Raw genomic sequence first — 17,244 nt, forward strand, 5'->3', positions numbered from 1 at the left:
ACGCCCCCGGTCCCACGCATTTACCGCCGGCGCCGCACAACGCGCCGAGGGGCCCCGTCCGGCAGCCGGACGGGACCCCTCGGTGAAACTCCGTGCCGCGTCAGCGCGAGCGCTTGGCGAGCCGCTCCACGTCCAGCAGGATCACGGCGCGCGCCTCCAGGCGCAGCCAGCCGCGGCCCGCGAAGTCGGCGAGGGCCTTGTTCACGGTCTCGCGGGAGGCGCCGACGAGCTGGGCCAGCTCCTCCTGCGTCAGGTCGTGGACGACGTGGATGCCCTCCTCCGACTGCACGCCGAAGCGGCGCGACAGGTCGAGGAGCGCACGGGCCACACGGCCCGGGACGTCGGAGAAGACCAGGTCGGACATCTGGTCGTTGGTCTTGCGCAGGCGCCGGGCGACGGCGCGCAGCAGCGCGGTCGCGACCTCGGGGCGGGCGTTCAGCCACGGCTGGAGGTCGCTGTGGCCCAGGCCGAGGAGCTTGACCTCGGTCAGGGCGGTGGCGGTGGCGGTGCGCGGGCCCGGGTCGAAGAGCGACAGCTCGCCGATCAGCTCGCCGGGGCCGAGGACGGCCAGCATGTTCTCGCGGCCGTCGGGGGAGGTGCGGTGCAGCTTCACCTTGCCCTCGGTCACGACGTACAGCCGGTCACCGGGGTCGCCCTCGTGGAACAGGGCGTCACCGCGTGCGAGGGTCACCTCGCCCATGGAGGCGCGGAGCTCCGCGGCCTGCTCGTCATCGAGCGCCGCGAAGAGCGGGGCGCGCCGCAGAACGTCGTCCACGAGTCTCTCTCCTATGTCGACCGGCCAGTGGGGACCGTTCCCCATTTTGCCGGACGGCTCAAACAGTGCGATCAATCACAAGGATGCCGGACGGAGGGGCGTGCTGTGCGGCGAGAGGCCGATCGGAGTGGTGTTACCCGAGGTCCGGGCGGGGTGTCAGGCCCCGGCCTTAGGCTGGCCGGGTGTCCAATATGCCGGTGAGAGCACAGGCCAAGGGGTCCGCGGGAGTGACGGCGGCCCAGAATTCAGCCGTGGGCGAACAAGCCCCCGCGGCGGTGCCCGAAAAGGGCCGACCTGCCCCCCAGGGCAAAGGTTCGGCCAAGAAACCGCGGGCCGTGAAGACGGCCGGGACCGACGGGGCCGCCGCGCCCGCGAAGCCCGCCACGCCCGCGAAAGCGTCCAAGGCGGCCAAGGCGTCCAAGGCGGCGGCCGGGGCGCCCCGGGCGGCGAAGCCGGAGTCCCGCCTCGCCATGATCCGCCGGGCCCGCCGCATCAACCGCGAGCTCGCCGAGGTGTACCCGTACGCCCATCCGGAGCTGGACTTCCGCAACCCCTTCGAGCTGCTGGTCGCCACCGTCCTCTCCGCGCAGACCACCGACCTGCGGGTGAACCAGACGACCCCGGCCCTCTTCGCCGCCTACCCGACCCCCGAGGACATGGCGGCGGCCGTGCCGGAGGAACTGGAGGAGATCATTCGGCCGACCGGGTTCTTCCGGGCCAAGGCGAAGTCCCTCCTCGGCCTCTCGCAGGCCCTGCGCGACGATTTCGGCGGTGAGGTGCCGGGCCGGATAGAGGACCTGGTGAAGCTGCCGGGAGTGGGCCGCAAGACGGCGAACGTCGTCCTCGGCAACGCCTTCGGGGTCCCCGGGATCACCGTCGACACCCACTTCGGACGGCTGGTGCGCCGGTTCAAGTGGACCGAACAGGAGGACCCGGAGAAGGTCGAGGCGGAGATCTGCGCGATCTTCCCCAAGAGCGAGTGGACGATGCTCTCGCACCGCGTCGTCTTCCACGGCCGCCGGATCTGCCACGCCCGCAGGCCCGCCTGCGGCGCCTGCCCCATCGCCCCGCTCTGCCCGGCCTACGGGGAGGGCGAGACCGACCCGGAGAAGGCGAAGAAGCTGCTGAAGTACGAGAAGGGCGGCCAGCCGGGCCAGCGGCTCTCCCCGCCCCCGGACTACCCGGGCCTCCCGGCCGCGCCCCTGGGGGCCCGTACGGAGCCCTGAGCGGGGCACGGGTGCCGCCCGGGGCGCGCGGCCGCGCCGCCGCGCGCCCCGGACGGAACGAATCGGTACCCGGGCCGCGTTCAGCGGACGGGGAGAACACGGACAGGGGTTGCCCATGACGCGCGGTACGCAGGACGACACGACGGCCGAGGCGGACCGGTGGGCCGCAGGCCCGGCCCTCACGACCGCCGGGCTGCCCGGCTGGCTCGACCCCGTCGTCGAGGCGGCCCGGACGGTCCGGCCCCGCCAGCTCAGCCGTTTCCTGCCGCCCGAGGACGGCGGGGGCCGCCAGTCCGCCGTGCTGATCCTCTTCGGGGAGGGGCCGCGCGGCCCCGAGATCCTGCTCCAGGAGCGTGCCGGCACTCTCCGCTCGCACGCGGGCCAGCCCTCCTTCCCCGGCGGCGCCCTCGACCCGGAGGACGGAGACCCGCACACCACCGGGCCGCTGCGCGCCGCGCTGCGCGAGGCCGAGGAGGAGACCGGCCTGGACCCGGCGGGCGTACAGCTCTTCGGCGTCCTGCCCCGGCTCTACATCCCGGTCAGCGAGTTCGTCGTGACCCCGGTCCTCGGCTGGTGGCGCGTGCCCTCGCCGGTCGGGCCCGTGGACCCGGCGGAGACCGCCCGGGTCTTCACGGTGCCCGTGGCGGATCTCACGGACCCCGCGCACCGGGTCACCGTGGTCCACCCGAGGGGCCATCAGGGGCCCGCGTTCACCGTGGAATCGGCTCTGGTCTGGGGTTTCACCGCCGGAGTCATCGACCGGATCCTGCACTACGCGGGCTGGGAACACCCGTGGGACCGCTCACGTCAGGTCCCGCTCGACTGGCACGCATGAGACGGTGACCCTCGTGAACGTGCTGGACATCCTGTTGCTGCTCGCGGCCGTGTGGTTCGCGATCGTCGGCTACCGCCAGGGCTTCGTCGTCGGCATCCTGTCGGTGATCGGGTTCCTGGGCGGTGGTCTCATCGCCGTGTCGCTGCTGCCGCTGATCTGGGACCGGGTGACGGACAACGGCACCCAGGTGTCCACCACGGTCGTGGTGATCGCCGTCGTGGTCATCATCATCTGCGCCTCGATCGGCCAGGCGCTGACCACGCATCTGGGCAACCGCCTCAGACGCCACATCACCTGGTCGCCGGCGCGCGCGCTCGACGCGACCGGCGGCGCGCTCGTCAACGTGGTCGCGATGCTGCTGGTGGCCTGGCTGATCGGCTCGGCCCTCGCCGGGACCTCGCTGCCCACGCTGGGCAAGGAGGTCCGCAACTCCAAGGTGCTGCTCGGCGTGTCCAGGGTGCTGCCCGACCAGGCCAACACCTGGTTCTCGGACTTCAGCTCCACCCTCGCCCGCAACGGCCTCCCGCAGGTCTTCAGCCCCTTCTCGAACGAGCCCATCGCCGAGGTGAAGCCGCCCGACCCGGCGCTCGCCGGCAGCGTGGTGGCCCAGCAGGCCAGGCTCTCCATCGTGAAGGTCGTCGGCACGGCGCCCAGCTGCAGCAAGGTCCTGGAGGGCACCGGCTTCGTCTTCGCCCCCGGCAAGGTGATGACCAACGCCCATGTCGTCGGCGGTGTCGTCGAGCCCACCGTGCAGGTCGGCGGCGAGGGCAAGCTCTACGACGGCAAGGTCGTGCTCTACGACTGGGAGCGCGACATCGCCGTCCTGGACGTGCCCAAGCTGCGCGCCCCGGCCCTGGAGTTCACTGAGAAGGGCGCGACGAGCAGCAGCGACGCGATCGTCGCCGGCTTCCCGGAGAACGGCGGCTACGACGTCCGCGCGGCGCGCGTCCGCGGCCGGATCAACGCCAACGGCCCGGACATCTACCACCGGGGCACGGTCCGCCGCGACGTCTACTCGCTCTACGCGACCGTCCGCCAGGGCAACTCCGGCGGCCCGCTGCTCACGCCCGAGGGCCGGGTGTACGGGGTCGTCTTCGCGAAGTCCCTCGACGACCCGAACACCGGGTACGCCCTGACGGCGGACGAGATCCGCGACGACGTCCGGATCGGCAGGATCGCCGACCGGCGGGTCGACACCCAGGGCTGCGCCCTCTGACCCCGGCCGCCCCCTCCCGTCCCGGGTCCGGCCCGGGGCAGGGGGAGAGCGGTGCGCCGCTACACCCGTGGATGGCGCAGGCGCGCCGACACCCAGCGGGCGCGGCGGCGCAGGATGCGCGGAATCCCGAGCCGGGGGTCGTGGCCTTCCCGGCCGGCCCCCCTGTCGTGCGTGCCCGGCACCGTGGCCGAGCGGCGTTCGCGTGCGGTGTCACCGTGGTCGTGCGTCCAGCCCATACAACGAGCTGTGCCCGGCCTCCAAGGTCGGTAACCCCGTCCGGGGCGGCCAATTGGCCTATGCGCCGGGCAATTGAACGACCGTAAGACGGTCGTACGAATAAACTACGGGCCCGTCAGAAACCGGTCACCGGCCCGTAAGGTACTGGCCAAAGCCCCGTCAGGGCCGGTCGGGCTCCGGGTCCTTGAGCCAGCTCACCAGCTCGGCGGAGAAGGCGGCCGGGTCCTCCTCGTGGGGGAAGTGCCCGAGGCCGTCGAAGAGCCGCCAGCGGTAGGGGGCCTCGACGTACTCACCGGATCCGGCGGCGCTGCGGGTCCGCATCACCGGGTCCAGCGAACCGTGCAGGTGCAGCGTGGGCACCCGTACCGGCCGCTTCATCCGGCGGTAGAACTGGAGCCCGTCCGGGCGGGCCATCGACCGCATCATCCAGCGGTAGGGCTCGATCGAGCAGTGCGCCGTGGACGGGATGCACATCGCCCGCCGGTACACGGCGAGCGCCTCCTCGTCCGCGCCGTCCTCCTGGAGCCGGGGCCCGGACCACTCGCGGATCAGCTCGCCCACTAGGGCCCCGTCGTCGGCGACCAGCTGCCGCTCGGGGATGAACGGCCGCTGGAAGCCCCAGATGTGGGAGCTCGCCCGGGTCTGGCCGAGGTCGCCCATCATGGCCGAGCGCCAGCGGCGCGGGTGCGGCATGGAGGAGACGACCAGCCGGCGCACCAGCTTGGGCCGCATCACGGCGGCCGTCCAGGCGAGGTAGCCGCCGAGGTCGTGCCCGACGAGGGCGGCGTCCGGTTCGCCGAGGGACCGGATGACCCCGGTGACGTCCAGCGCGAGGTTCGCCGGGTCGTAGCCGCGCGGGGTGCGGTCGCTGCCGCCCACTCCGCGCAGGTCCATCGCGACCGCCCGGTACCCGGCGTCCGCGAGGGCGGTCAGCTGGTGCCGCCAGGTCCACCAGAACTGCGGGAAGCCGTGCAGCAGGAGGACCAGCGGCCCGTCGCCGAGCTCCGCGACGTGGAACCGGGCGCCGTTGGCGGCGACGTCCCGGTGGGTCACCGCCCTGCCGTCCGGCAGGTCGATCCGTACCGCCGTGGCGGCGGTGGGCGGAGTGCTGGAGTCCGGCGAGGGGGCTGTCATGAGGACGAGCGTGCCACACCCACGGCCTGGTCACTCAACGGCCGCGGATGCGGCTTGACGGTTCCCACCAGCGCCGCCGTCTGCTTGACGGAGTCCATCGTCTTCACCGGCGGCTTGATCTTCTTGAACTTCGCCACCGCGAGCAGCCCGACCAGGCCCGCCAGCAGCCAGAACGCGCCGCCGACGATGAGGAAGGACCAGGCGAGCCCCAGACCGAGGTTGTGGATGCCGTAGGCCGCGGCGAAACTCAGTACGGGGAGGGAGAAGAGCACGAGCACGCCGGCCGCGATCGCGGCGCCGCTGCCGATGCCCGCGCGCTTGACGTCCTGCTTGATCTCCACCTTGGCGAGCGCGATCTCGTCGTGCACCAGGGCGGACATCTCGGCGGTGGCCGCGGCGACGAGCTGGCCCAGGGTGCGCTCGGCCCCCGGAGCCCCTTGGTCCACTGCGCTCATCTCTGTCTCCCTCTGTCGTCGTCTGCCGGCGGCTGTCCTCCGTCGTCAGTCAGATCATGCCGGACGGTCGGCCCGTGTGCTGGACCCGCCCGTGGCTTCGTCCGCGCCGTCGTGCGGCTCCGGGCCCGCGGCCAGGGCGGTGGCGGCGGCCCGGCGGCGGTGCTCGGCGGCCTTCTCCTCGTGGATCCGCGCCATCCGCAGGTGGTACTCCGGGTTGCCCTCCTCGTAGATGTCCGGGATCCCGTCGCGGTCCTCGTCGCGCTCCTCCGCCTCGGTCAGGGCGCGGTACTTGCGGTTGCGCAGCTTGAGCATGATGCCCGCGACGACCGCCGCGATGAGCGAGCCGAGCAGGACGGCGGCCTTGACCTCGTCGGTGAGGACGGGGTCCTCGGTGAAGGCGAGTTCGCCGATCAGGAGGGAGACGGTGAAGCCGATGCCGGCGAGCGAGGCCACGGCCAGCACGTCGGGCCAGGCGAGGTCCTCGCTCAGCTCGGCCCGGGTGAAGCGGGCGGCCAGCCAGGTGCCGCCGAAGATGCCCACCGTCTTGCCGACGACCAGGCCGAGGACCACACCGAGGGTCTCCGGGCGGGTGAAGACCTGCGCGATCGCGTGGTCCGAGAGGGAGACCCCGGCGGAGAACAGGGCGAAGAGGGGCACGGCCAGGCCGGCCGACAGGGGCCGGACCAGGTGCTCGATGTGCTCGCCGGGGGAGTGGTGCTCCCCTTCCCGGCGGGTGCAGCGCAGCATCAGGCCCATGGCGACGCCGGCGATGGTGGCGTGGACCCCGCTGTTGTACATCAGGCCCCAGATGACCAGGGCGAGCGGGACGTAGACGTACCAGCCGCGCACGCCGGAGCGCAGCAGGAACCAGAAGAGGACCAGGCCCGCCACGGCGCCGCCCAGTGCCGCGAAGTCGATGCTGCCGGTGAAGAACACCGCGATGATCAGGATGGCGAAGAGGTCGTCGACGACGGCGAGGGTCAGCAGGAAGGCGCGCAACGCGGAGGGCAGCGAGGTGCCGATGACCGCGAGGACGGCGAGGGCGAAGGCGATGTCGGTGGCGGTGGGGACCGCCCAGCCGTCGGTGGAGCCGCCGCCGAGGGTGTTGACCAGCAGGTAGACCAGGGCCGGTACGGCCATGCCGCACAGGGCGGCGATGACGGGGAGCGCGGCGGCCTTGGCGTCGCTCAGGTCGCCCGCGACGAGTTCGCGTTTGAGCTCGATGCCGGCGACGAAGAAGAAGACGGCGAGCAGTCCGTCGGCCGCCCAGTGCTGGAGCGAGAGGTCCAGGCCGAGGGCGGCGGGGCCTATGTGGAAGGACCGGACGCTGTCGTAGCCGTCCGACAGGGCAGGGATGTTCGCCCACAGGAGGGCGGCGATCGCCGCCACCAGCAGCAGCACGCCGCCGACGGTCTCGGTGCGCAGCGCGTCCGCGACGAAGCGGCGCTCGGGGAGGGAGAGACGTCCGAGGAGCTTGCGGCGGGGTGCGGGCGTGGCGGCCACGGGGGAACCTCCGGTCGGTCGACGGCATGACACATGCAGTTGCCGACCAGACTTCCCGGCGCACCCAGAGACGTGGAGACTTTTAGAGCGTCAAATCTTGACGCTTCTCATATTTTACAGGGTCCGTTCGGTCGTATCGGGTGATCTTCACCTTAAACGGACGGAGGGCGTCCGGCGCGCTGTGCGCCAGACGCCCTCCAGGGCGGTTCGAGCCCGCCGCGGGTCAGTCCTCGTCGGAGGCGCTGGGCAGCTTCGTCTGGATGAGGTCCATCACCGAGGAGTCGGCGAGCGTGGTGACGTCACCGACCTCGCGGTTCTCCGCCACGTCGCGCAGCAGACGCCGCATGATCTTGCCGGAGCGGGTCTTCGGCAGCTCCTGCACCGGCAGGATCCGCTTCGGCTTGGCGATCGGCCCGAGCGTGGCGCCCACGTGGTTGCGCAGCTCCGCGACCAGTCCGTCCGTCTCCGAGGCGCTGCCGCGCAGGATGACGAAGGCCACGATCGCCTGGCCGGTGGTCTCGTCGGCCGCACCGACCACGGCGGCCTCGGCGACCGCGGGGTGGGAGACGAGCGCCGACTCCACCTCGGTGGTGGAGATGTTGTGGCCCGACACCAGCATCACGTCGTCGACGCGGCCCAGGAGCCAGATGTCGCCGTCGTCGTCCTTCTTGGCGCCGTCGCCCGCGAAGTAGCGGCCCTCGAAGCGGGACCAGTAGGTGTCGATGAACCGCTGGTCGTCGCCCCAGATGGTGCGCAGCATCGACGGCCACGGCTCGGTGAGGACCAGGTAGCCGCCTCCGCCGTTCGGGACCTCGTGCCCCTCGTCGTCGACGACGGTGGCGCCGATGCCGGGCAGGGCGCGCTGGGCCGAGCCCGGCTTGGTGGCGGTGACGCCCGGGAGCGGGGAGATCATCATCGCGCCGGTCTCGGTCTGCCACCAGGTGTCCACGATCGGGCAGCGGTCGCCGCCGATGTGCTTGCGGTACCAGACCCAGGCCTCGGGGTTGATCGGCTCGCCGACCGAGCCGAGCACGCGCAGGCTCGACAGGTCGAACTTGGCGGGGATGTCGTCGCCCCACTTCATGAACGTGCGGATCGCGGTGGGCGCGGTGTAGAGGATCGTGACGCCGTACTTCTGCACGACCTCCCAGAACCGGCCCTGGTGCGGGGTGTCCGGCGTGCCCTCGTACATCACCTGCGTGGCGCCGTTGGCCAGCGGGCCGTAGACGATGTAGGAGTGCCCGGTGACCCAGCCGATGTCGGCGGTGCACCAGTAGACGTCGCTCTCCGGCTTCAGGTCGAAGACGGCGTGGTGGGTGTACGAGGCCTGCGTGAGGTAGCCGCCGGAGGTGTGCAGGATGCCCTTGGGCTTACCCGTGGTCCCCGAGGTGTAGAGGATGAAGAGCGGGTGCTCGGCGTCGAAGGCCTGCGGGGTGTGCTCGGTGGACTGGCGGCCGACGAGCTCGTGCCACCACAGGTCGCGGCCCTCGGTGAAGGCGGTGTCCTGGCCCGTGCGGCGGACGACGAGGACGTGCTCGACCTGCGGACACTTGGCGACGGCCTCGTCGATGGCGGGCTTGAGCGCGCTGGGCTTGCCGCGGCGGTAGCCGCCGTCGGCGGTGATGACCAGCTTGGCGTCGGCGTCCTGGATGCGGGAGGCGACGGCGTCGGCGGAGAAGCCGCCGAAGACCACCGAGTGCGCGGCGCCGACGCGGGCGCACGCGAGCATCGCGACGACCGCCTCGGGGATCATCGGCAGGTAGACGGCGACCCGGTCGCCCGCCTGGACGCCGAGCTCGGTGAGGGCGTTCGCGGCCTGCGAGACCTCGTCCTTGAGCTGGGCGTAGGTGATCGAGCGGCTGTCGCCGGGCTCGCCCTCGAAGTGGATGGCGACGCGCTCGCCGTTGCCGGCCGCCACGTGCCGGTCCACGCAGTTGTACGCGACGTTCAGCTTGCCGTCGGCGAACCACTTCGCGAAGGGCGGGTTGCTCCAGTCGAGGGTCTCGGTGGGCTCGGTGTCCCAGGAAAGCCGTCGGGCCTGCTCGGCCCAGAAGCCCAGCCGGTCCGCGTCGGCCCGCGCGTACGCGGCCTCGGTCACATTCGCGGTGGCGGCCAGCTCGGCGGGCGGTGCGAACCGCCGCTCCTCTTTCAGCAGGTTGGCCAGGCTTTCGTTGCTCACGACATCTCCCTTTCCCAGGGTGTCCGTTGTCCCCCGGGCATAGCTGAGTCCCCGGGGACAGCTCATCAGTCAGACGCCCAGGTGACAAGGGGTTGCCGAAAATTGGTTTAGACCTATACCACGACTGGGCCCGTGCCGGCCGCCGCGCGCACGGCGCGCCGGCGCCGGCCTGCGGCGTGCGGACGGCCCCTTCCGCGACTGGTGCGGGAAGGGGCCGACAGCTTGCACGGATACGGGAGGGTATCGGTTCGGGAGGGCCTCTGGTCAGGCGTTCTGGCCGACGGTGTCGAAAACCCGACAGTCGAAGAAGTCCTCCCCGGCGGACAGGAGATAGGCCTGGGCCTCCCCCACGTGGAAGTACATCCCGTGCAGTTCGAGCGTCCCTTCGGCGAGTCGCCGGGCCACCGACTCGTGGGCCCGCAGGTGCTCCAGCTGCTGCACCACGTTGGTCAGGCAGAGCTGCTCCACGGCGTCGGCCGGCAGCCGCCCCGAGATCCGGGCCCAGGCGTGGTGCCTGCTGCCCATCCGCTCCAGGCTGGGCAGGCCGTGCCTGAGCCAGCGGGTCAGCGGGGTGATCGGAGCACCCGGACGTGAGTTGAGCAGGGCCTGCATGGCCCCGCAGCCCGAGTGCCCGCACACGGTGATGCTGGCGACCTGGAGCACGTCCACGGCGTACTCGATGGCCGCCGCGACGGAGTCGTCGCCGGACTCCGCGCCGGGCAGCGGGACGAGGTTGCCCACGTTGCGCACGGTGAACAGGTCGCCCGGGCCGCTGGCGGTGATCATGCTGGTGACCAGGCGGGAGTCCGCACACGTCAGGAAGAGCTGCGAGGGCCGCTGCCCCTCGCGCGCCAGCCGGGCCAGCTCCTCGCGCACGTGCGGGGCCGTGTCCCGCTGGAAGGCGCCGATCCCGCTCGCGAGTTGCCCCGCCCCGGGCCGCACGGCGGCGGCCGCCGCGCCGCCGGGAGCCCCGGCCGCGCCGGGAATCGTACGGGCGACCGCGCCCTCGGCCCCGGCGGCGCCGCCCTCCTCCGCCCGGGCGGTGAGCGTGGCCGCGGCGGCCCGGTGGTCGCAGTGGTTCTGCCACGGCGTCCAGGGGCGGCAGCACTGGTGCGACCCCCGGCCCGCCTCGGCCCGGTGGCCGCCGGACGCCGTGCCCTCCCGCGCGCCGGGGCCCCCGTCCCCGCCGGGAGCGAGGCCGCCCGCCGCCTCCGGGGCTCCGCCGGAGAACGCCGCGCCGCCCCGGCCGGTCAGTTCGAGCGAACCCCCGTGCGCCAGGTGCGACTCCTGCCAGTCGTGCAGGGTCTCGTAGGCCGCGTGGTCCATGAACGAGCCGTCCAGCTCGACCACCGCGTGCCCGCCGTGCGGCACCTGGTTCAGCACCCGGCTCAGCCGGGGGACCGCCAGGAAGGTCAGCTGCCCGCGCGCGGTGATCCGGTGGACGCCCCCGGCCTCCTCCATCGAGATCCGGGTCCGGGTCAGCCGTCGCAGCGCCAGGGCCACGGCCACCGCGATCCCGACGGCCACGCCCTCCAGCACCCCGCCCAGCACCACGGCGGCGATCGTGGTCGCGTAGACCAGGACCTCGCGGTGCCGGGTGACCGTCCGCAGATGGGTGATGCTGACCATCTGGACGCCGACGAACATCACCAGCGCGGCCAGGGCGGCGAGCGGGATCAGGTCTAGCACCGGGACGAGCAGCCCGGCCGCGAGCACCACCCAGAGTCCGTGGAACATGGCTGATTTCCGGCTGACGGCGCCCGACTTCACGTTCGCCACGCTGCGCACGGCCACACCCGTGACGGGCAGTCCGCCCAGCAGCCCGGAGACGATGTTCGCCGCGCCCTGGCCGCGCAGTTCGCGGTCGAGGTCGGCGCGGGGCGGGCGGCCTCGCGTATCGCGCTCGGCGGCGATCAGCTTGTCGGTGGCGACCGAGGAGAGCAGGGACTCCACGCTGCCGACCAGGGTGATCGTGAGCACGGCGGCGATCAGCCCGAGCACCGGCCCCCGGGGCGGCTCGGGCAGCGCGTGGCTGCTCCAGGAGGGCAGGTCGACCCGGGGCAGGGCGAGCCCGGCCAGGGCGGCGAACGCCGTGGCCGAGGCGACGGCGGCCAGCGCGGCCGGCACCTTGCGCAGGGCCCGGCCCACCCGGCCGGGCAGCCGGTTCCAGCCGAGCAGGACGCACAGCGTCAGCGCGCTCACCGCCAGCGCGGCCGGATGGGGATGGGACAACTGGGCTGGCAGACCCGCCACATTGGCCACGGCCGAGCTCTGCGGGGTGCCGCCGAGCACGATGTGCAGCTGGGCCAGCGCGATGGTCACGCCGATGCCCGCGAGCATCCCGTGGACGATGGCGGGGCTCACCATGAGCGCGGACCGCGCGGTGCGCAGGAAGGCGAGCCCGAGCTGGCAGCAGCCCGCGAGGACGGTGATGGCGCAGGTGGTGCGCCACCCGTAACGCTGGATCAACTCGGCGGTCACGACCGTGAGTCCGGCGGCGGGGCCGCTCACCTGGAGGGGTGCGCCGCCGAGCCGCCCGGCCACGATCCCGCCCGCCGCCGCGGCCACCAGCCCCGCCTGGAGGGGGGCGCCGGTGGCCAGTGCGATGCCGAGGGAGAGCGGCAGGGCGATCAGGAAGACGGCCGCGGAAGCGGACAGGTCGGCCGGGAGGTCCTTGCGGAAGTTCCTCGCACCCGGTCGCTGCCGGGCGGCGGATGGGGCTGATGCGGTGGCTGTCATGGGGTCCCGTCTCCTCTGCGGAGGGATGAAGCGGCGGGAGTCTCAACACTCGGTAAATGGATGGTAATGGAGAGTAAAGAAGGGTGGGAGGGAATACGGGCAAACGGCCTAGAAACCCACCCTTGAGAGTGATTAAGCATTTTGTCTGGCTTGTCACACCTTCCTAAAACCGCACCGCATGGGACGTTGCCTCGCGAACGTCCTGCATCGGTACTGCGAGGGAGAGGTGTGCGGATGATGGCCGCCACGAAGAAGATCGCCGGCGGGCTGGTCGCCACGGCCCTGGTCCTGTGCGCCGCCGGGTGCAGCGGCTCGGGCTCCGCCGGGCGCGGGGCCCCCGGCTCGCCGAACGGGAGGAAGGGCGCCGCCGCCCCCGAGGCGCCCGGCAGTGTCAACCGGCCCATCGGCGACGGCTCGACCGCCTACACCGGTCCGCAGCCGAACGTGAGCAAGCCGCAGAAGCTGAAGCCCGGTGAGAAGCCGCCGCAGTTCGTGGTGTTCTCGTGGGACGGGGCCGGCGAGGACAGTCAGAAGCTCTTCTCGCACTTCCGTGAGGTCGGCAAGGAGTACAACGCGCGGATGACCTACTTCCTCAGCGGCGTGTACATGCTGCCGGAGGAGAAGCGTTCCCTCTACACCGCGCCGCAGCACTCGCCGGGCCGCTCGGACATCGGTTTCGGCGACCTCCAGGGCATCAAGGACACCGCCACCCAGGTCCGCGCGGCCTGGCTGGAGGGCAACGAGATCGGCACCCACTTCAACGGCCACTTCTGCGGCCCGGACGGCGGCGTCGGCACCTGGTCCGTCGAGGAGTGGAAGAGCGAGATCAACCAGGCCAAGTCCTTCGTCAAGAACTGGAAGACGAACGCCGGCCTGAAGGAGATGGACCCGCTCCCCTTCGACTACGACAAGGAGCTCATCGGCGCCCGCACCCCCTGCCTCGAGGGCCAGAAGAACTTCATGCTGGCGGCCAAGGACATGGGCTTCCGCTACGACTCCAGCGGGATCAGCAAGCAGGTCTGGCCCAAGAAGACGGACGGGCTGTGGGACCTGCCGCTCCAGCTGGTGCCGATGCCCGGCCGGGCCTTCGACACGCTGAGCATGGACTACAACTACATGGTCAACCAGTCCGGTACGACCACCCAGGGCGACCCCTCCCAGCACCAGTACTGGGGCGACCAGATGCGCGACGGCCTCAAGCAGGCCTTCGACCGGGCCTACCAGGGCAACCGCGCACCGCTGATCATCGGCAACCACTTCGAGTCGTGGAACGGCGGCACCTACATGCGCGCCGTCGAGGAGTCCATCAAGAGCATGTGCGGCCAGCCGGAGGTCCGCTGCGTGCCCTTCCGCGAACTGGCCGACTGGCTGGACGCCCAGGACCCGAAGACGCTCGACTGGCTGCGCGGCCTGGAGGTAGGCCAGGCGCCCAAGGAGGGCTGGACGAAGTTCCTCACCGCGGGGCCGCCGGCCGCCCCGGCCGCCCCGGCGGCGGGCAGGGTCAAGCCGGCTGAGGGGCCGGCCGGAGAGCCTGACGAGGGCTGACCAGGCCCTCGTGGAGGACGAAGCCGGGATCGACCTGCTCCGCCAGGTCGATCCCGGTCTTGGCGTTGCCCCAGCTCTCCGCGTTGCGCAGGTGGAAGTGGACCATCTGCTCGGTGTACTTGCCCCAGTCGCGGCCGGAGTAGGAGTCCTGCGCCGCTTCCCGGAGGGCCTGCAGGGCGATCCGGTTGGTCGCCTCCAGCAGCCCGAACGGGGCCGGCCGGCCCCGCTCCATCGCCCGCACCCAGTCCGAGTGCCCGAAGGTGACCAGCAGGTCCTCGCCCACCTCGTCCTGGAGGAACTCGATGTCCTCCGGCCCCTGCACCTTGTTGCCGACGACCCGCAGGGACACCCCGAAGTCCCGGGCGTACTCCTTGTACTGGCGGTAGACCGAGACGCCCTTGCGGGTCGGCTCGGCGACCAGGAAGGTCATGTCGAAGCGGGTGAACATGCCCGAGGCGAAGGAGTCGGACCCGGCCGTCATGTCGACGACGACGTACTCGTCCGGCCCGTCGACCAGGTGGTTGAGGCAGAGCTCGACCGCCCCGACCTTGGAGTGGTAGCAGGCCACCCCCAGGTCCGACTCGGTGAAGGGGCCCGTCGCCATCAGCCGCACGGGGTCACCGTCCAGCAGCACCGTCCGCGCGCAGGCCTCGTAGACGGGGTTGTCCTCGTCGACCCGCAGCAGGCGCGAACCGGTCCCGGGCGGCGTCGTCTTGATCATGCTGTCGGCCGAGGAGATCCGCGGGTTCGAGCCGCGCAGGTACTCCTTGATCAGGGGGAGGTGCGCGCCCAGCGCGGGCAGCGCGGCGGCCTCCTCCTCGGTGAGCCCGAGGGCCGCCCCGAGGTGCTGGTTGATGTCGGCGTCCACCGCGACGACGGGGGCTCCACTGGCTGCGAGGTGGCGGATGAAGAGGGAGGACAGCGTCGTCTTGCCGCTGCCGCCCTTTCCCACGAAAGCGATCTTCATGTTCACCAAGCGTAGTGGTTCGACAGCGGGGTGTGGTCAAGGTGAGTGAAGAAGACCACTCCAAGGAGGGGTCGGTGCTATGGGCCCGCAGTGCGTAGGCTCCCTACTTATGAGTAGCGCTTCCGACCCGCTGGCGGCCCTGGGTGCCCTCCCGGGCGTCGCCGAGTCCGTGGAATCCGTACGCAACGCCGTGGACCGGGTCTACGGGCACCGGGTCATGCGCCGGCGCGGCGGGGAGATCACCTCGGAGGCCGCGCTGCGCGGCGCCCGGGGCAGTGCGGCGCTGTCGGGGGCCGACTGGGCGCTGGAGGAGGTGCGCCGGCGGACCGACTTCGGCGCGGACCCGGAGGCGCTGACGGTCGGCGCGGCGCTGCGTCTGACGGCGGAGGGCGGCCAGCTGCTGAGCATCTGGCGGCAGTCCCCGATGCGCGTGCTCGCCCGGCTGCACCTGGTCGCGTCCGGCAGGGCCGAGGCGGGGGACGTGGTGGGCCGTCCGAGGCTGGCCGGTGAACCGGTGGACGAGCCCCTGGTGGACCTCCCGCTCCCGGACGCCGACGAGGTGGCGGGCCGGCTCGACGGGCTGTCCCGGGTGGTCATCGCGGGCGGGTCGGCACCGGCCCTGGTGACGGCGGCGGTGGTGCACGGCGAACTGCTGGCGCTGCGGCCCTTCGCCTCGTACAACGGCCTGGTGGCGCGGGCCGCGGAGCGGATCGTGCTGATCAACAGCGGCCTGGACCCGAAGGCGATCTGCCCGGCGGAGGTCGGTCACGCCGAACAGGGGGCGCAGGCCTACCTGGAGGCGTTCAAGGGCTACGTGTCCGGCAGCGCGGAGGGGATGGCGGCCTGGATCGCGCACTGCGGCCGCGCGGTCGAGCTCGGCGCACGCGAGTCGACGGCGGTGTGCGAGGCGCTCCAGCGCGGAGCGGCATAGGCCCGGCCGGTAGGGCCGGCGCGGCCCGTACGGCCGGTACGGGCCCGGACAAAGGGTTGCGGCGACACCGTACTGCTCTGGTGTCGCCGCTGGCATTCACGCCCAGTTACCAAGCGTCCTCGATGTTGCCCATCAGGCCGGGTACTTTGCCCGTGGCCTGGTGCGGCTGGCCCGTAATCGACGGGTCGACGTCGCGTGGGTGCTCGGCGTTCCTGCTTCGGTCCGTGGGCCTTACTGCGTTTTAAAGATGATCCTCTCGGATGTTCTTTGGTCTCGCGGGCCGTGACTCCTTTGTACCTCGCTTCGGAGCGGAGTGAAACCCCTGGCCCGGGTTCTTTACTTTCCGGGGCGATCCAGGGCTATTCGGACACCCCGTATCGCCCCAGGTCGGGGCAAGTCTCCTGCGGCTCAGGCCGATGCGAGAGCGGTCGCCCGCCGGCGGCTCGCGTACCAGACCAGCCCGGCGGTGGCGGCGGCGGCACCGACCGCCACGGCGGCGACGAGCGCGGGCCGCGCGGGCACGGACAGGCCGGGCAGCCGCTGCTTCAGCCGTACCGGCTTGCTGAACACCAGTACCGGCCACTCCCGCGCGACCGCCTCGCGCCTCAGGGCCCGGTCGGGATTGACCGCGTGCGGATGCCCGACGGCCTCCAGCATCGGTACGTCGGTGATGGAGTCGCTGTACGCGTAGCACCGCGCGAGGTCGTAGCCCTCGGACTCGGCGAGCTCCCGCACGGCCTCCGCCTTCGTCGGGCCGTAGGCGTAGTACTCGATCTCCCCGGTGAAGCAGCCGTCCTCGCCGACCACCATGCGGGTGGCGACGACCCGGTCCGCGCCGAGCATCTCGCCGATGGGCTCGACGACTTCGGCGCCGGAGCTGGACACGATCACCACGTCACGGCCTGCGGTGTGGTGGGCCTCGATGAGGGAGGCGGCCTCGTCGTAGATGATCGGGTCGATGAGGTCGTGCAGCGCTTCGGCGACGATCTCCCGCACCTGCCGGACGTTCCACCCCTTGCAGAGGGCGGACAGGTACTCGCGCATCCGCTCCATCTGGTCGTGGTCGGCGCCGCCGGCCAGGAAGATGAACTGGGTGTACGCGGTCCGCAGAACGGCCCGCCGGTTGATCAGGCCGCCCTGGTAGAAGGACTTGCTGAACGTCAGGGCGCTGGACTTCGCAATGACCGTCTTGTCCAGGTCGAAGAAGGCGGCGGTCCGAGGCGAGGAGTGCGGCAAGGGCTGATTTTCCACGCACCGAGCATATGCGCCCACCATTCGGCGTAAGGTGTGGCGCGTGGGTTTGCCTGAGAAGGCTCTCGGGTACACCATGGAAGTCACGGATCGTTCGCGACCGTGCTAACCCGGTCTGACTCCTCCCCCCCCCGAGTCGGACCGTGGGGACGACCCCCGCTCTCCCCCCCGGCGGGGGTCGTCGCATGTCCGGACGCGGTTTGCGCCCCCCATCCCGGTGCTCCGACGGACATCTTCCCGGCCCTTCCTCT

Annotated in this window: 13 protein-coding genes; 5 read left to right on the forward strand and 8 right to left on the reverse strand. The window is 71.8% G+C overall.

The window, feature by feature from the left end:
• Positions 1–100 precede the first annotated feature (100 nt).
• Complete coding sequence (locus ABT403_RS17210) at positions 101–775, reverse strand: Crp/Fnr family transcriptional regulator (RefSeq protein WP_042811540.1); 675 nt, start codon at positions 773–775, stop codon at positions 101–103.
• Positions 776–966: 191 nt separating this feature from the next.
• Between ABT403_RS17210 and nth the strand changes: the two genes are divergently transcribed.
• The 3 genes from nth (at position 967) to ABT403_RS17225 (ending at position 4,052) form a co-directional block, all read left to right on the forward strand.
• Positions 967–2,001 carry an endonuclease III gene (nth, locus tag ABT403_RS17215; protein ID WP_425580348.1) on the forward strand — a complete coding sequence of 345 codons (1,035 nt, stop codon included), beginning with the start codon at positions 967–969 and terminating at the stop codon, positions 1,999–2,001.
• A 115-nt stretch (positions 2,002–2,116) separates the two neighbouring features.
• Entirely contained in the window at positions 2,117–2,836 is a 720-nt protein-coding gene (locus ABT403_RS17220) for an NUDIX hydrolase (protein ID WP_344169472.1), read from the forward strand.
• 13 nt (positions 2,837–2,849) lie between these two features.
• The gene (locus ABT403_RS17225) at positions 2,850–4,052 is read left to right on the forward strand and encodes a MarP family serine protease (protein WP_344169894.1); all 1,203 of its coding nucleotides are present in this window, start codon (positions 2,850–2,852) and stop codon (positions 4,050–4,052) included.
• 396 nt (positions 4,053–4,448) lie between these two features.
• Here the strand turns inward: ABT403_RS17225 and ABT403_RS17230 are convergent, their stop codons facing one another.
• The 5 genes from ABT403_RS17230 to ABT403_RS17250 form a co-directional block, all read right to left on the reverse strand.
• A complete protein-coding gene (locus tag ABT403_RS17230; protein ID WP_344169475.1) occupies positions 4,449–5,423 on the reverse strand; it encodes an alpha/beta fold hydrolase in 975 nt (324 codons plus the stop codon).
• Positions 5,420–5,878 (reverse strand): phage holin family protein, encoded by a 459-nt coding sequence (locus ABT403_RS17235; protein WP_344169478.1) that lies wholly within the window; start codon positions 5,876–5,878, stop codon positions 5,420–5,422. Before ABT403_RS17235 ends, ABT403_RS17230 begins: the two co-directional genes overlap by 4 nt.
• A gap of 54 nt (positions 5,879–5,932) precedes the next feature.
• On the reverse strand, positions 5,933–7,381 hold the full coding sequence (gene nhaA, locus ABT403_RS17240) for a Na+/H+ antiporter NhaA (protein WP_344169481.1): 1,449 nt from the start codon (positions 7,379–7,381) through the stop codon (positions 5,933–5,935).
• A 223-nt stretch (positions 7,382–7,604) separates the two neighbouring features.
• Complete coding sequence (gene acs / locus ABT403_RS17245) at positions 7,605–9,560, reverse strand: acetate--CoA ligase (protein ID WP_344169484.1); 1,956 nt, start codon at positions 9,558–9,560, stop codon at positions 7,605–7,607.
• Between the two features lie 264 nt (positions 9,561–9,824).
• Positions 9,825–12,299 carry a bifunctional SulP family inorganic anion transporter/carbonic anhydrase gene (locus tag ABT403_RS17250; RefSeq protein WP_344169487.1) on the reverse strand — a complete coding sequence of 825 codons (2,475 nt, stop codon included), beginning with the start codon at positions 12,297–12,299 and terminating at the stop codon, positions 9,825–9,827.
• Positions 12,300–12,533: 234 nt separating this feature from the next.
• Between ABT403_RS17250 and ABT403_RS17255 the strand changes: the two genes are divergently transcribed.
• A complete protein-coding gene (locus ABT403_RS17255; protein ID WP_344169491.1) occupies positions 12,534–13,844 on the forward strand; it encodes a polysaccharide deacetylase family protein in 1,311 nt (436 codons plus the stop codon).
• Here the strand turns inward: ABT403_RS17255 and ABT403_RS17260 are convergent.
• The gene (locus ABT403_RS17260) at positions 13,801–14,811 is read right to left on the reverse strand and encodes an ATP-binding protein (RefSeq protein ID WP_344169494.1); all 1,011 of its coding nucleotides are present in this window, start codon (positions 14,809–14,811) and stop codon (positions 13,801–13,803) included. The two genes, ABT403_RS17255 and ABT403_RS17260, sit on opposite strands and share 44 nt — an antisense overlap.
• Positions 14,812–14,920: 109 nt before the next feature.
• Between ABT403_RS17260 and ABT403_RS17265 the strand changes: the two genes are divergently transcribed.
• Entirely contained in the window at positions 14,921–15,742 is an 822-nt protein-coding gene (locus ABT403_RS17265; protein WP_344169497.1) for a Fic family protein, read from the forward strand.
• A gap of 408 nt (positions 15,743–16,150) precedes the next feature.
• On the opposite strand, the gene ABT403_RS17270 is transcribed toward ABT403_RS17265, so the two are convergent.
• Positions 16,151–17,017 (reverse strand): HAD family hydrolase, encoded by an 867-nt coding sequence (locus tag ABT403_RS17270; protein WP_344169500.1) that lies wholly within the window; start codon positions 17,015–17,017, stop codon positions 16,151–16,153.
• Between the last annotated feature and the right edge of the window lie 227 nt (positions 17,018–17,244).

It is taken from the genome of Streptomyces sp. NPDC000075, from assembly GCF_040301925.1.
GTDB lineage: Bacteria > Actinomycetota > Actinomycetes > Streptomycetales > Streptomycetaceae > Streptomyces > Streptomyces polychromogenes.

What these genes read in the sequence shown, in the direction of transcription:
- ABT403_RS17255 (WP_344169491.1), top strand. Translation starts at nt 12,534, where the DNA reads ATGATGGCCGCCACGAAGAAGATCGCCGGCGGGCTGGTCGCCACGGCC.
- ABT403_RS17220 (WP_344169472.1), top strand. Translation starts at nt 2,117, where the DNA reads ATGACGCGCGGTACGCAGGACGACACGACGGCCGAGGCGGACCGGTGG.
- ABT403_RS17230 (WP_344169475.1), bottom strand. Translation starts at nt 5,423, where the DNA reads ATGACAGCCCCCTCGCCGGACTCCAGCACTCCGCCCACCGCCGCCACG.
- ABT403_RS17235 (WP_344169478.1), bottom strand. Translation starts at nt 5,878, where the DNA reads ATGAGCGCAGTGGACCAAGGGGCTCCGGGGGCCGAGCGCACCCTGGGC.
- ABT403_RS17250 (WP_344169487.1), bottom strand. Translation starts at nt 12,299, where the DNA reads ATGACAGCCACCGCATCAGCCCCATCCGCCGCCCGGCAGCGACCGGGT.
- ABT403_RS17265 (WP_344169497.1), top strand. Translation starts at nt 14,921, where the DNA reads ATGAGTAGCGCTTCCGACCCGCTGGCGGCCCTGGGTGCCCTCCCGGGC.
- ABT403_RS17260 (WP_344169494.1), bottom strand. Translation starts at nt 14,811, where the DNA reads ATGAAGATCGCTTTCGTGGGAAAGGGCGGCAGCGGCAAGACGACGCTG.
- ABT403_RS17270 (WP_344169500.1), bottom strand. Translation starts at nt 17,017, where the DNA reads ATGGTGGGCGCATATGCTCGGTGCGTGGAAAATCAGCCCTTGCCGCAC.
- nth (WP_425580348.1), top strand. Translation starts at nt 967, where the DNA reads ATGCCGGTGAGAGCACAGGCCAAGGGGTCCGCGGGAGTGACGGCGGCC.